Annotated in this window: 14 protein-coding genes and 1 tRNA gene; 9 read left to right on the forward strand and 6 right to left on the reverse strand. The window is 57.2% G+C overall.

Annotated features, from left to right (window positions below):
• The first annotated feature begins 63 nt into the window (after positions 1–63).
• The 5 genes from PXT33_RS12940 (at position 64) to PXT33_RS12960 (ending at position 4,919) form a co-directional block, all read left to right on the forward strand.
• Entirely contained in the window at positions 64–1,281 is a 1,218-nt protein-coding gene (locus PXT33_RS12940) for an ABC transporter substrate-binding protein (RefSeq protein WP_097781300.1), read from the forward strand.
• 171 nt (positions 1,282–1,452) lie between these two features.
• Positions 1,453–2,331, forward strand: a complete 879-nt coding sequence (locus tag PXT33_RS12945) for a branched-chain amino acid ABC transporter permease (protein ID WP_097774468.1) — start codon at positions 1,453–1,455, stop codon at positions 2,329–2,331.
• 13 nt (positions 2,332–2,344) lie between these two features.
• Positions 2,345–3,370 (forward strand): branched-chain amino acid ABC transporter permease, encoded by a 1,026-nt coding sequence (locus PXT33_RS12950; protein ID WP_097774467.1) that lies wholly within the window; start codon positions 2,345–2,347, stop codon positions 3,368–3,370.
• Positions 3,363–4,202, forward strand: coding sequence for an ABC transporter ATP-binding protein (locus PXT33_RS12955; protein WP_097774466.1), 840 nt, complete (start codon positions 3,363–3,365; stop codon positions 4,200–4,202). Before PXT33_RS12950 ends, PXT33_RS12955 begins: the two co-directional genes overlap by 8 nt.
• Before the next feature lie 3 nt (positions 4,203–4,205).
• Positions 4,206–4,919, forward strand: coding sequence for an ABC transporter ATP-binding protein (locus PXT33_RS12960; RefSeq protein WP_005942657.1), 714 nt, complete (start codon positions 4,206–4,208; stop codon positions 4,917–4,919).
• A gap of 62 nt (positions 4,920–4,981) precedes the next feature.
• Here PXT33_RS12960 and PXT33_RS12965 read toward each other — a convergent pair whose 3' ends face one another.
• Positions 4,982–6,145: a DUF819 family protein gene (locus tag PXT33_RS12965; protein WP_332376743.1), complete on the reverse strand. Its 1,164-nt coding sequence runs from the start codon at positions 6,143–6,145 to the stop codon at positions 4,982–4,984.
• A 134-nt stretch (positions 6,146–6,279) separates the two neighbouring features.
• Here PXT33_RS12965 and PXT33_RS12970 point away from each other — a divergent pair, with 134 nt between their 5' ends.
• Positions 6,280–7,377: a dipeptide epimerase gene (locus tag PXT33_RS12970; RefSeq protein ID WP_097774465.1), complete on the forward strand. Its 1,098-nt coding sequence runs from the start codon at positions 6,280–6,282 to the stop codon at positions 7,375–7,377.
• Positions 7,378–7,505: 128 nt separating this feature from the next.
• Here the strand turns inward: PXT33_RS12970 and PXT33_RS12975 are convergent, their stop codons facing one another.
• The 3 genes from PXT33_RS12975 to PXT33_RS12985 all read right to left on the reverse strand — a co-directional run bounded on the left by PXT33_RS12975 (position 7,506) and on the right by PXT33_RS12985 (position 11,116).
• On the reverse strand, positions 7,506–8,957 hold the full coding sequence (locus PXT33_RS12975) for an aminoacyl-histidine dipeptidase (protein ID WP_332376744.1): 1,452 nt from the start codon (positions 8,955–8,957) through the stop codon (positions 7,506–7,508).
• A 76-nt stretch (positions 8,958–9,033) separates the two neighbouring features.
• Positions 9,034–9,420, reverse strand: coding sequence for an FMN-binding protein (locus tag PXT33_RS12980; protein WP_332376745.1), 387 nt, complete (start codon positions 9,418–9,420; stop codon positions 9,034–9,036).
• 37 nt (positions 9,421–9,457) lie between these two features.
• Positions 9,458–11,116, reverse strand: coding sequence for a glutamine--tRNA ligase/YqeY domain fusion protein (locus PXT33_RS12985; protein WP_005942643.1), 1,659 nt, complete (start codon positions 11,114–11,116; stop codon positions 9,458–9,460).
• 443 nt (positions 11,117–11,559) lie between these two features.
• Here PXT33_RS12985 and PXT33_RS12990 point away from each other — a divergent pair, with 443 nt between their 5' ends.
• The 3 genes from PXT33_RS12990 (at position 11,560) to PXT33_RS13000 (ending at position 12,975) form a co-directional block, all read left to right on the forward strand.
• Positions 11,560–12,408 (forward strand): YitT family protein, encoded by an 849-nt coding sequence (locus PXT33_RS12990; RefSeq protein ID WP_243111908.1) that lies wholly within the window; start codon positions 11,560–11,562, stop codon positions 12,406–12,408.
• A gap of 86 nt (positions 12,409–12,494) precedes the next feature.
• A tRNA-Pro gene (locus PXT33_RS12995) sits at positions 12,495–12,570 on the forward strand.
• Positions 12,571–12,723: 153 nt separating this feature from the next.
• Complete coding sequence (locus PXT33_RS13000) at positions 12,724–12,975, forward strand: DUF6061 family protein (RefSeq protein WP_154256256.1); 252 nt, start codon at positions 12,724–12,726, stop codon at positions 12,973–12,975.
• Here the strand turns inward: PXT33_RS13000 and PXT33_RS13005 are convergent.
• Together PXT33_RS13005 and PXT33_RS13010 are read right to left on the reverse strand one after the other, a co-directional pair.
• Positions 12,964–13,242: a transposase gene (locus PXT33_RS13005; protein ID WP_274235691.1), complete on the reverse strand. Its 279-nt coding sequence runs from the start codon at positions 13,240–13,242 to the stop codon at positions 12,964–12,966. The genes PXT33_RS13000 and PXT33_RS13005 overlap by 12 nt on opposite strands.
• A gap of 137 nt (positions 13,243–13,379) precedes the next feature.
• Entirely contained in the window at positions 13,380–14,345 is a 966-nt protein-coding gene (locus PXT33_RS13010; protein WP_332376746.1) for a hypothetical protein, read from the reverse strand.
• Between the last annotated feature and the right edge of the window lie 5 nt (positions 14,346–14,350).

The raw sequence follows: 14,350 nt of genomic DNA on the forward strand, positions 1-14,350 counted from the left end.
GAAAGAGGGCCTTGCTTCCGTTTTTATACTGAAGCACGAATGCTCCTAAGGAGGATATTCACTATGAAAAAGATGATTTCTCGTCGTAATTTCTTGGCCGCTGCAGGTGTTGTTGCTGCAGCCGGCGTTCTGACTGCATGCGGCGGTTCTTCCAACAGCACTGCTGCTTCCGCCTCTACCGCAGCTTCTGGTGCCGCTGCTTCCGGCGACACCATCAAGGTGGGCGTTCTTGGACCTCTGACCGGTGATGTTTCCGTTTACGGTCAGGCCGTTGTCAACGGCGCTACCCTGTACCTGAAGCAGGTCAACGAAAAGGGCGGCATCAACGGCAAGCAGCTGGAGATCATCGCCATGGATGAGCAGGGCGATGCAACTCAGGCTGTTACCTGCTTCACCAAGATGTGCGATCAGGGCATCACCGCTCTGGTGGGCGATGTTACCACCACCCCGACTCTGGCACTTGCTGCCGAGAGCGCAGACTACAACATGCCCATGGTCACCGCTTCCGCTACCGCTGAGGCTGTCACCTACGATGCCGAGACCGACACCGTGAACGAGAATGTGTTCCGCGCAACCTTCACCGACCCGTTCCAGGGCATCAAGATGGCTGACTACGCTTACCAGCGGTTGGGCTACACCAAGGCAGCCGTCATCTTCCAGAAGGGCGCTGACTACAACGAGGGTCTGGCAGAGAACTTCGTCAACGAGTTCGAGAGCCTGGGCGGCACCATCGTCGATCAGGAGACCTACTCTGAGGGCGATGTGGACTACAAGACCCAGCTGACCACCATTCTGGGCAAGGCTCCCGAAGTGGTGTTTTGCCCCAACTACTATCAGGAAGTCGGTCAGATCCTGGCTCAGGCTGAGAGCATCGGTCTGGCAGTTCCCTTCCTGGGCGGCGACGGCTGGGATGGTCTGGAAGGCTACGCAACTGCCGACCAGCTGAAGGATGCCTACTTCTGCGCAAACTACGCAAAGGGCTCCAACCCCGACTTTGAGGATGCCTACAAGGCTGAGTACGGTGAGGAGTACCCCAACGGCTTCGCTCCTCTGGGCTACGATGCTGCCATGACCGTTGTCTACGGCATTCAGGCTGCTGAGGATGCCGGTCTGGCCGCCGGTGATGACGACTATAAGCAGGCCGTCATCGATGCTATCGCAGGCGGCACCATCGATGGCATCACCGGCACCTTCACCTTCGATGAGCACCACAACCCCGTCAAGCAGACCGCTATCCTGTGCTTCGACGGTGCAACCCCCGTTCTGAAGGAAATGTTCTGATCTGCTTTGATTCTGCGCACCGGTGTGCGGCATAAAGGCAGCACTCAGAAATAAAAGACCCATTGCGGAGACCGCCGGAACAGGTTTTGCTCGGCCGTCTCCGCTTTTTTGGTAAAAAAGTGCATTCCCCAAAAGGCGTGCAAACGCCGCAAAGAAAGGAAGTATCAGTCCATGACAGTGTTTTTTAGCCAGCTGATCAACGGCTTGTCCCTTGGCAGCATCTATGCACTGATCGCACTGGGTTACAGCATGGTGTACGGCATCATCCTGCTGCTGAACTTTGCCCATGGCGATGTCATTATGGTTGGTGCGTACATGTCCTGGTTCGTGATGAATCAGCTGGGCCTTGGCCCGGTCACTGCTGTGTGCGCCACCATCATCACCTGCACGCTGCTGGGCGTTGTGATCGAGAAGATCGCCTACACCCCGCTGCGCAACGCACCCCGTATCTCCCTGCTGATCACGGCAATCGGCGTGTCCTTCTTCCTGGAGTACACTGCAGAGCTGATCCTTGGTTCCGGTGCAAAGGTCATTCCGGCCTACTACACCAACCAGACCTTCCGCATCGGCTCTGTACCGCTGGGCCTCACCTCTGTCATCACCCTGCTGGTCACGGTGCTGTCCATGCTGGCGCTCACCTTCCTTGTGCAGAAGACCAAGCTCGGCAAGGCCATGCGTGCCGTGTCTGAGGATATGGACGCTGCCCGCCTGATGGGCATTAACGTCAACAGCACCATTTCCTTTACCTTTGCGGTGGGTTCCGCACTGGCCGGTATCGGCTCGGTGCTGTACTGCTGCAGCTACCCGCAGGCGACCCCCACCATGGGCTCCATGCTGGGCCTGAAGGCCTTCGTTGCAGCCGTTCTGGGCGGCATCGGCTCCATTCCCGGTGCCATGATCGGCGGCATCGCCATCGGCCTGTGTGAGTGCTTTGTTTCCGCCATCGGCCTTTCCGCATGGAAGGATGCCGTCACGTTTGCGATCCTGATCATCGTGCTGCTGGTCAAGCCCACCGGCTTCCTTGGCCGCAAGGTTCAGGAAAAGGTGTAAGGAGGGCATGAAGATGAATACCAAACGCAAAACGCTCAAAATGCCCGTGCGCTACCTGATGAACGCCGTGCTGGTGGCTCTGCTGTTCGTGGGCCTGTCCTTCCTCACCCAGAACGTGCTGTCCACCTACCAGAACAAGGTGCTTCTCACCGTGGGCATCAACATCATTCTGGCTGTCTCGCTGAACGTTGCCACCGGTTATCTGGGCCAGCTGCCGCTGGGCCACGCCGGTTTCATGGCCGTGGGTGCTTACACCTGCGCCCTGTTCACGAAATACAGCAATCTGCCCTCCGGTGTCGCTTTTGTCGTGGGTCTGGTGCTGGCCTGCATCGTGGCGGGCCTGTTCGGCGTGCTGATCGGCATTCCTGCTCTGCGCCTGACCGGTGATTATCTGGCCATCCTGACGCTGGGCTTTGGCGAGATCATCCGCATCACCCTGAACAACATCGATGATGTGCTGGGCTTCAAGCTGTTCTACGGTGCCAAGGGCCTGAAGAACATCCCCAAGTATTCTAACTTCGCCAATGTGTTCATCTGCGTGGTCATTACCTGCTTTGCCATCCACGCCATGATGAAGAGCCGCCACGGCCGTGCCGTGCTGGCCATCCGCGATAACGAGATCGCTGCCGAAAGCTGCGGCATCCAGACTACTTATTATAAGGTCATGGCCTTTGCATTCTCCGCCGCCTTTGCCGGTCTGGCCGGCGGCCTGTACGCCTGCTATCTGGGCGTTCTGGACCCCTCCACCTTCGGCTTCATGAAGTCCATCGAAATTCTGGTCATGGTGGTTCTGGGCGGCATGGGCTCCATGCTGGGCTCCATCCTGTCCGCGACCGTGCTTACCATCCTGCCCGAGGCGACCCGCAGCTTTGACAGCTACCGCATGGTAGTCTACTCGCTGGTGCTGGTCCTCATGATGATCTTCCGTCCGGGCGGCCTGCTTGGCAGCTACGACTTCTCCATGAGCCGCATTGTGGAAAAGATCATGAACGGCGAACTGTTCCAGAAGAAAGCAAAGGAGGGCAAAGACCATGAGTGAATACCAGACTAAGCTGCACAGTGTGCCCTCCGGCGGCTTTTTGACCGACCGCGACATGGACAAAAAGCCCATTCTGGACGTGCGTGAGCTGGGCATCGACTTCGGCGGTCTGACCGCCGTGGATGGCTTCAACCTGATGATCGGCCGCAACGAGATCACCGGTCTGATCGGCCCCAACGGTGCCGGTAAGACCACCGTGTTCAACCTGCTGACCAACGTCTACCAGCCCACCCGCGGCTCCATCCTGATCGATGGTATGCCTACCGCCGGCAAAAAGACCTATCAGGTCAACCGCATGGGCGTGGCCCGTACCTTCCAGAACATCCGCCTGTTCAAGGAACTGAGCGTCATCGATAACATCAAGGTGGGCCTGCACGAGTCCATGAAGTACAATCTGGCCTCCTCCCTGATCCGCCTGCCCAACTACTGGAAGGAAGAAAAGAAGTGCACCGAGCGTGCTCTGGAGCTGCTGGATATCTTCCACATGGCAGACCTCGCCAATGTGCAGGCAGGCAGCCTGCCCTACGGCGCACAGCGCCGTCTGGAGATCATGCGTGCACTGGCCACCAGCCCGAAGCTGCTGCTGCTGGACGAGCCTGCTGCCGGTATGAACCCCTCCGAGACCGCGGAGCTGACCGAGACCATCCGCCGCATCCGCGACGAGTTCAACATCGCCGTGCTGCTGATCGAGCATGATATGAGCCTGGTCATGGGCATCTGCGAGGGCATTGCCGTGCTGAACTTCGGCCGCATCATCGCCAAGGGCACGCCGGATGAGATCCGCAACAACCCGCAGGTCATCGAAGCCTATCTGGGCAAGAAGGAGGGCTAAGCCATGGCTGATACGTTACTGAAAGTTGATAACATCAACGTCTATTACGGCAACATCCACGCCGTCAAGGACATCTCCTTCGAGGTGGATCAGGGCGAGATCGTCACCCTGATCGGTGCCAACGGTGCTGGCAAATCCACCACCTTAAAGACCATTTCCGGCCTGCTGAAGCCCAAGACCGGCGACATCCTGTACAAGGGCAGCAGCATCAAGGGCATGCGCGCCCACAAGATCGTGGAAGCGGGCCTTGCCCATGTGCCGGAAGGCCGTCATGTGTTCCTGCACATGACCGTGGAAGAAAATCTGGACATGGGTGCATACACCCAGCCTGCTTCCACCATTGCACCCAACAAGGAAAAGGTGTTTGAGCTGTTCCCCCGCCTGAAGGAGCGCCGCAAGCAGCTGGCCGGTACCATGTCCGGCGGCGAGCAGCAGATGCTGGCTATGGGCCGTGCACTGATGAGCAACGCTTCCATGCTGATGCTGGACGAGCCTTCCATGGGCCTTTCGCCGCTGCTGGTGCAGGAGATCTTCGACATCATCCAGAACGTGCACAAGGAAGGCATGACCATCCTGCTGGTGGAGCAGAACGCACAGATGGCTCTTTCCGTGGCAGACCGTGCCTATGTCCTTGAGACGGGCCGTGTAGTCATGGAGGGCACTGGTGCCGAACTGCTGACCAACGAGCGCGTGCGCAGCGCATATCTGGGCGGCTAAGCAAAAAATCGTATAAGAAAGGGGCTGTTGCACATGCAACAGCCCCTTTTTTGCAGTATTTGTTATGCCAGCAGAGACATGATATTTGCGGTGATCAAGCCGCCTGCCGTGCCAATGACGTAGCCCATCAGAGCCATCAAAACGCCAACAGGCACCAGAGCGCCGCTGTAGGCACCAGCCAGAATGGGAGCGGATGCGGAACCGCCGATGTTTGCCAGAGATGCAACACCGCAGGTGAACATATCCAGATGGAAGATCTTTGCCAGCAGCACCAGAATGATGCCGTGGATGGCCAGGATCATAAAGCCTGCCAGGATCCATGCGGGTGCATCGGTCAGCTCCAGGAAGCTTGCGCGGGAGGCAAGCAATGCCACCACGGAGTACAGCAGCAGGTTGGACAGCTCGGTGCTGCCTGCCATGCGGCCCACGGGGGTGACAGCGCCGATCAGGCCGGACAACGTGATGAGCAGGACGGTCCAGGTGGCCTTGTCCAGGAAGGGCATTGCGCCGTTCAGGGCTGCGCCGATATCCTGACCGAAGGCGGAGATCACCAGAGCCAGACCCAGCAGGAAGATCAGGTTGACAAAGCTGGCCTTATCCTCGTTGCCCTTTGCGTCCTCTTCCAGACGGCGGGACACTTCATCCAGCGTGGTGGTGTCGGCCTTGACCCACTTGTTGAACTTGGGAGCAAGGTTGATGGCCCACAGCAGGAACATGACCCAGATGGAGTAGTCAATGGAGTCCACCACCAGTGCGTAGGCCATGTCAGCTTCGCCGATGTCCAGCGCAGCCTGCACGGCGATCATGTTGCCGGAGCCGCCCATCCAGCTGCCGCACAGAGCGCCCAGTGCCTTCCATGCTTCGGCGCCAAGGGGCCCCTTCATGATGGCGAAGGTGGCAATGAAGGCCAACGAGATGGAGACGGAAGCGGCAAAGAAGCCGCCCAGCATCTTGGGACCCAGCTTGATGATCTTGCGGATGTCGCAGCGCAGCAGCATCAGGAAGATCATTGCATACAGCAGGTTGTTTTTCAGCACGGAGTAGGCAGGCTTGGTGGCCTCCATGTCCCATGCACCCAGCGTGCAGAGAATCATGGTAATGAGGTACAGCAGAACGATAGGTGGTGCATAGTCGAAGAATTTCGACTTCGTGTAGCGTTGCAGCCACACCAGCAGTGCGGCAATGAACACCAGCACGGCGATGTAGGTGAAACCGTTTGTGATCATGAACCCAATCCCCTTTCTTTTTGTGCAATTTTTTGCGGACAATTGTCTTTACAATATCGACAATTTCGTATACAATACTACCATAGATTTCATAATCTGGCAATATTTTTTTATCGAAAGGGGTAGGTTTTTGCATGAAAATCACGGAAGTACGTCTCGGTTTGATCTCTGTGCCGCTGCGCGTGCCTTTTAAGACGGCTCTGCGCTCGGTCAGCAGCGTGGAGGATGTGATCGTAGAGATCCACACCGACACCGGCGCTGTGGGTTATGGTGAGGCACCTCCCACCGGTGTGATCACCGGCGACACCACCGGTGCCATCATCGGTGCCATCCGCGACCATATCGCAAAGACCATCATCGGCCGCGATGTGGACGACTTTGAAGACCTGATGATCGCACTGAATGCCTGCATCCAGAAGAACACCAGCGCCAAGGCTGCTGTGGATATGGCCCTGTGGGATCTGTACGGCCAGCTGTACAAAATCCCTGTGTACAAGCTGATGGGCGGCGCAAAGAAGTCCATCGTCACCGACATCACCATCAGCGTCAACGACCCCGAAGAGATGGTGCGCGATGCCCTGAACGCCATCGACCGCGGCTACGACTGCCTGAAGGTCAAGGTGGGCAAGGAGCCGGAAAAGGATATTGCACGCCTGAGCGCCATCCGCGGTGCTGTGCCCAAGGAGACCTGCATCCGCATCGACGCAAATCAGGGCTGGACCCCCAAGGAAGCCGTGCGCATCCTGAACGGAATGCAGGAGAAGGGCCTTGATCTCGAATTCGTGGAGCAGCCGGTCAAGGCCCACGATTTTGAAGGCCTGAAGTATGTTACCGAGCGCTCCTATGTGCCGGTGCTGGCCGACGAGAGCGTGTTCTCCCCGCAGGACGCACTGACCATCATGCAGATGGGAGCCGCAGACCTCGTGAACATCAAGCTGATGAAGTGCGGCGGCCTGTACAACGCCCTCAAGATCGCATCCGCTGCCGAGGTGTACGGCGTGGAGTGCATGATCGGCTGTATGCTGGAAGCCAAGATCAGCGTGAATGCCGCCGTGCATCTGGCCTGCGCAAAGCAGATCATCACCCGCGTGGATCTGGACGGCCCCGTGCTGTGCAGTGAGGACCCCATCCTCGGCGGTGCAGTGTTCAACGAAAAAGACATCACTGTTTCCAACGAGCCGGGCCTTGGCATCAAGGGCATTGAGCCGGGCAAGATCAAGTATTTGGACTGACCCTCTCAGCTTCACTTCGTTCAGCAGCTCCCCCGAAAGGGGGAGCTTTTTGCGTCTTTACAGTCAGCACAAAGAAAGCTCCCCCTTTCGGGGGAGCTGGCACAGCGCAAGCTGTGACTGAGAGGGTTTTATACTTTGTAAGCCAGAATAGCCTTCAGGTATTCCCACACACGGGCCACCGATGCAATGTCGGCGCGCTCGTTGGGGGTGTGGACGTGCAGCAGGTTCGGACCGAAGGAGATGCAGTCCAGCCCTTCGATCTTGCCCGAGAGGATACCGCATTCCAGGCCCGCATGAATGGCAACGATCTGGGGCTTTGCACCGTACTGTGCCTCGTACACAGCTACGCAGCGGTCGCGCAGGGCGCTTTCGCGGGCGTAGGTCCAAGCGGGATAGTCGCCGTGGAACCGCACGCTGCCGCCCAGCAGCTCGGTCAGGGTCTGCAGTTTGCAGCTCAGCAGCTCCTTCGCCGAGGGCACCGAGCTGCGGATGGAAAAGCGCAGAATGGCTTCCTGCTCGTCCATCTCGGCAACGCCCAGATTCAGCGAGGTCTCCACAAGGCCCGGCACATCCATGCTCATGGCCTGCACGCCCCATGGCATCAGCAGCAGGGCCTTGCGCAGGCGCTCGGCGGAGTTCGCATCCAGTGCATCGTATTCGCCGCAGCCCTCCTCGGTGAGCTGCAGGCGGATGCCCGGGTCAGCAGTGCCGAATTCTGCTTTCATCTGCGCGGTAAAGTCTGCCCCGGCAGCGCGCACGGCTTCGGTGATACCGGCGGGCAGCACCAGCGTAACGCTGCTTTCTTTCGGGATGACGTTTTCCTTTGCACCGCCGGAGAGGGTGAGCACAGCGTACTCTGCACCGTGGTCAGACAGCAGGGTCAGGTAGCGCCCCAGCAGAGCGATGGCGTTGGCACGGCCCTTGTGGATCTCGGTGCCGGAGTGTCCGCCCACAAGGCCGATCACATCCGCCTTTACGGCGGTGCCGGTCACAGGAACACGGGCAATGGGCAGGTGGCATTCAACGCGGCGTCCGCCTGCACAGCCTGCGGTCAGCACTCCTTCTTCCTCGGAGTCGATGTTCACCAGAATCCGGCCCTCAAGGTCGGAAAAATCCATGGCAGATGCACCCAGCAGGCCCACCTCCTCGCAGACGGTCAGCACGACCTCCAGCGCAGGGTGGGGAATGTCCTTTGCGTCCAGAACAGCCAGCGCATAGGCCACGGCAATGCCATCGTCGCCGCCAAGGGTCGTGCCCTCGGCGCACACATAGCCGCCGTCTACGACCGGATGGATGGCATCCTTCTCAAGATCCAGCGGGCAGTCGGCGGTCTTGTCGCCCACCATGTCCAGATGGCCCTGCAGGATCAGGCCCGGCTCCTTCTCGTATCCGGGTGTGGCCGGTGCCTTGATGAGCACATTGCCCATCTCGTCCTGACGGCAGGCAAGGCCGTGGGCCTTGGCGAACTGCACGCAGTAGTCGCTCAGTGCCTTTTCGTGGTGGGAGGTGTGCGGAATGCTGCAGATCTCCTCAAAGTAATAAAAAACCGAAGCTGGTTCCAGATTGGATAATACGCCCATAATGTTCCCTCTCCTTGTGCTGTATTTTAAGAAAGAAGACCGGCAGAGCTGTGAGCCATGCCGGTCTTTCGGGTCTTTACTCTGCCTGACTCAGGCAGTCGTCCATGGCGGTGAACACAGCGTCGCTGGTCATGGTAGCACCGGCAACAGCGTCCACACCGCTGGTGGAACCGGCCTTGGTCAGCTGGTCTGCCAGAGTTTCAGCAGCGGTGCCGCCCAGTTCGGGAGTCTCGCCGGATGCATCGATCTCCACACCGGTCACCCGGCCGCCGGTGACGGTGACGGTCACGGTCACATCACTCAGGCAGCCCTGAGCGCTGGACGTATAGATGCCATCCGTCAGGCTGGCGGCGTTGTCGGCAGCGGGCACAGTGCCGGTGTTCTTGATGTACAGGCCGAGCACAACCGCCATAATGACAGTGACAACAGCCATGATGATAACATTCCGGGTGAGTTTCTTCATAAAAGATCAAATGCTCCCTTTTGACGTGATATATTTTTTACTTTGCGGGTTTGAAACTGTCGCGCAGGGTGACGACGCGGTTGTAAACGCCGGGGTTCTTGGAGTCCGGGGTAAAGAAGCCGGTGCGCACGAACTGGAACTTCTCACCGGGCTTTGCGTCCTTCAGGCTTTCTTCCAGCTTGCAGCCCTTGCACACAACAACGCTTTCCGGGTTCAGGTAGTCCTTGTAATCGCTGCCCTCGGGGATGGCGTTCATGTTGGCCTCGGTGAACAGCTTGTCGTACAGACGCACCTCGGCATCCACGGCATGGGCGGCACTCACCCAATGGATGGTGCCCTTGACCTTGCGGCCGTCGGCGGGATTGCCGTTGCCGGTCTCGAGGTCGGCGGTGCAGTGGATGGCGGCAATGCTGCCGTCGGCATTCTTCTCCACGCCGGTGCACTTGACGATGTAAGCGCCCATCAGACGCACCTCACCGCCAATGGTCAGGCGCTTGAACTTGGGAGGCGGCACCTCGGCAAAGTCCTCATTCTCGATCCACAGCTCTTTGGTAAAGGCCACCTTGCGGGTGGTGGTATCGTTGGCTTCGCGGTTGGGGTTGTTGGCTACATCAAAGTACTCGGTCTTGTCCTCCGGGTAGTTGTCTACGATCAGCTTTACGGGGTCCAGCACGGCAATGCGGCGCTGAGCGGTCAGGTCCAGCTCGCTGCGGATGCAGGCTTCCAGCTGGCGCATGTCGATCAGGTTGTCGGATTTAGAAATGCCGGCCTCCCGCACGAAGGTGAAGATGGAGGTGGGGGTGTAGCCGCGGCGGCGCAGGCCGCACAGGGTGGGCATACGGGGGTCGTCCCAGCCGTCCACAATGCCCATTTCCACCAGCTCACGCAGGTAGCGCTTGCTCATGACGGTGTTGGTCATGTTCAGGCGTGCAAACTCGCGCTGCTTGGGGAAGGCAGTGCCGAAAATGTTCTCGATGACCCAGTTGTACAGCGGACGGTGGTTCTCGAACTCCAGACTGCACATGCTGTGGGTGATGCCCTCAATGGCATCCTGAATGGGGTGTGCGAAGTCGTACATCGGGTAGATGCACCACTTGCTGCCCTGACGGTGATGCTCGGCGTACTTGATGCGGTAGATAGCCGGGTCACGCATGTTCATGTTGGGGCTGGCCAGATCGATCTTGGCACGCAGGGTCTTTTCGCCCTCCTGGAACTCACCGGCACGCATCCGGCGGAACAGGTCAAGATTCTCTTCCGGGGTGCGGTCGCGCCACGGAGAGGGACGGGAAGGCTTGCCGGCATCGGCACCGCGGTACTCGCGCATTTCGTCGCGGGTCAGGTCGTCCACGTAGGCCTTGCCCTCCATGATGAGCTTTTCGGCATACTCGTAGCATTTATCAAAGTAGTCGCTGCCGTAGAAGATGCCGCCGTTGGGGTCGGCACCCAGCCAGTGCAGATCCTCGATGATGCTGTTCACGTACTCCTCACCCTCGCGGGCAGGGTTGGTGTCGTCCAGACGCAGGTTGAACTTACCGCCGTACTGGTTTGCAATGGACCAGTTGATGTAGATGGCCTTGGCACTGCCAATGTGCAGGTAGCCGTTGGGCTCGGGCGGGAAGCGGGTATGGATCTCGCTGATCTTGCCCTCGGCCAGATCCGCGTCGATGATGTCGGTCAGAAAGTTTTTATCTGCCATGTGTTTTCCCCCTGTCAAAGGCACAAAGTGCCTATATATTCCATAATACTATATAATACACTATTCTGCCGATTTCTTCAAGAGAAAACCCTCTCAGTCTCGCATACGCTCGCCAGCTCCCCCGAGAGGGGGAGCTTAACTCCTCCAGTCACCTTCGGTGCCAGCCCCCTCAGAGATGGGGCCCTTGGCAGTACGGTAAAGCTTTTCCTCTTTGCCAAAGGCTCCCTCCCCGAGGGAGCTGGCAAAGCCGTCAGGCTTTGACTGAAGGAGTTCTCCCATCCGAAAAATCCCCAATTCATGTTGTTTCCCACAACTTTTTCCCTATCCCTTGACACCGCCGTGCAAGGAGAGTATATTTTTGCATGGCATACAGCGCATTTTGCCGTGTTTAAAATAGGAGGAACCCCATGAACAGTTTAAAAGAAGCGTTCAGCAGGAAAAATATGCTGAAGAATTTAAATTTCTTCGGCGAGCTGAATCTCGGCCTGATCCTGACGGCGGTCGGCATCGTTTACTTTAAAAATCCCAATCATTTTGCATTTGGCGGCACCTCGGGCCTGTCCATTCTGCTGGCAGACCTGTTCCCTAAGATCAACGTGGGCGGCTTTATGTGGATCATCAACCTGATTCTGGTGGTGCTGGGCTTTGTCTTTCTGGGCATCAAGACCATGGGCTGGACGATCTATTCTTCCTTTGCGCTGTCCTTTTTTGTGTCGGTGTGCGAGTGGCTCTATCCCGTCAACGTTTCCATGAGCGGTGATGCCATGCTGGATCTGGTGTTCGCCGTGTTCCTGCCGGCTCTGGGTGCGGCGATCGTGTTCGACATCGGTGCATCCACCGGCGGTACGGATATTGTGGCCCTGATTCTGGCAAAATATACCTCTATGGAGATCGGCAAAGCCCTGATGGTCAGCGATATCCTCATTGTGCTGGCGGCGGCATGGCGGTTCGGCATGGGCACCGGCCTTTACTGCATCCTTGGCCTGATCGGCAAGAGCTTTGTGGTGGACGGTGCCATCGAGAACATCCGCCTGCGCAAGGTGTGCACCATCGTGACGTCCAACCCGCAGCCCATTCTGGACTTCATCATCAAGGAAATGAACCGTTCCGCTACCGTGGAAAAGGCTTACGGCGCTTACACCCACCACGAGCTGAGCGTGCTGGTGACGGTGCTGACCCGCCGTCAGGCCCTGCAGCTGCGCAACTTCCTGCGGGAGAACGACCCCCGGAGCTTTATCACCATCGTCAATTCCAGCGAGATCATCGGCAAGGGCTTCCGCTCCTTTAATTAAAGGCACGGCAGGGCCACGCCGCTATTGACGAACCGCTCCAAAAACGATATACTATATTCCGGCGGTGCAGCAGTGCCGCCGGATGCCGGGGTGTTGCGCAGTTGGTAGCGCGCCTGCTTTGGGAGCAGGAGGCCGCGAGTTCGAGTCTCGCCACTCCGACCAGACAAAAATAATCCGAACTTGTTTCCGATAGGAGATGGGGTCGGATTTTTTGTTTTCTTCGGAAAGTTCAATAGAGGTTTCCGACAGAAGCTGAAATCCGAAATCATAGATTGACCGAAACAAATCAAACACTGATTTCAGGAGGACACGATTATGAAGTACGATGCAAGAGCCTGTTCGTTCAACATGGATACTGGCTGTGTGAAGCTGCTGCTCCGGGATGGCAGAAAAATTTCCATCGACTGCACCGGGGTCGAAGATGCGCTGGATGTTACCATTGCGCAGCGGTCTGAACTGGACTACCTCATCTATAATGACCCGCTGGCGTATGCTGAGCTGATTCTGAACGGCGAACCGGGGGAATATTTGAAGAACGTGGCGGGAAGCCACGGATTAGAGGACTAAACACAAAAACAGGGCGCGTCCACCCGGACGCACCCTGAAAAATCCACACACGATAAGTAAGGCAGGGAGTTCCCCGACGGGAACTTCCTGTTTTTCTTTGGTTGCAATATGAGCCTGTTCCGCCTGCCATGCAGCAAACTCCCGTTGACCTTCCTCGCTGTTCCAGCAGGCAAGGATTGCCGGGTAGAATGCCCGTGCCAGACGTTCGATGGCTTCATCGGGATACGGGGAAAGATTTGTGGATTTTTTCTTCTTGTTCAAACGCACACTCCTCTGATCGTCCCACTGCGGCGAAGTCGGGCGGGAAAATCAGGATTACATGTTATATCAGGCGCAAGGGGCGGAAGTTTTCTACCCTGCACTTGCTTTTGGTGGATTTGTTGGTGACGTATAAGTGCCTTCCGTTATGCGGTCTTTTCTTCTTCAAGGGCTTCTGCAAGAGCCTTTTCCAGATAGGTTTCGATTTCAGTCAGATAGTTAGCAGGCCTCTGCATTGCGAAGCGGAGAACCTTCTGCTTTTCCGGGTCAGTGAAATAACTGGGATTGTTTTTGAGCGTTTTCTTCCATGAGTTTTTCATCATTTCGGTCGCGCGGCTCAAGGACTTGTAAACCTTCATAAACTCGTCCGGTACATGATAGCACCGGAATTCTTCTGTTTGTGGTGTGGGCATGGAAACAGGTTCCGCTTTTTCAGGTTCAAACTCTGCGCTGGCAGATTCCAGTACTTCCAATGCCTCTGGATGCAGGATTTGAGCAAGAACATCTAAACGATGCTCGGCACTTGCCTGCACGAGCTTGGACATTTCTTCGTTCGTGAACTTTACTTCGCCGGAAAAGACTTTCTGCTTGATGCCGGGAGAAAGCGTATCTGCGATGTCGATGCCCCGTGTATAGTGGCTGGCACGGAGAACAGAGGCACGGCTGACACCGTTTTCCTCTGCGATCCGGTCGCAGGTTTTCTTCCCGGAGTGGTGGTTATCATCGTGAGCACCACCACTTTTCTTTGCTAAAGTGTACTGGTTGCCCCGAAAGATTTTTGCAGCTTTCTTCTCGGCTTCGTACTGTTTGCCAATCAGATAACGCTTCTGTTCGGGACTCAAGTTGCGCCGCCCCAACTGATTTTTGCAGATCCATGCGAGGACTTCTTCTCTGCTTTCAAATCGGAGCGGCATGGTGGAGAAGTAAATCTCCGGGTGCTTCTGGAGGATGGCATAACGGTTGTGGCCGTCAACGAGGGTGTTTTCCCAGACGCTCAAAGGAGAAAGCAGCTTGCCTTCCTTGAGGATGTTTTCTTCAAGCTGCTTGTACTCATCGTCCGTCAGCGGCGGAATCTGATTCTGGAACTCCGGGTCGATTTTCAGATTGATCATACGCA

The organism is Faecalibacterium taiwanense, assembly GCF_036632915.2.
In the GTDB taxonomy this organism is placed as follows: Bacteria; Bacillota; Clostridia; order Oscillospirales; family Ruminococcaceae; genus Faecalibacterium; species Faecalibacterium taiwanense.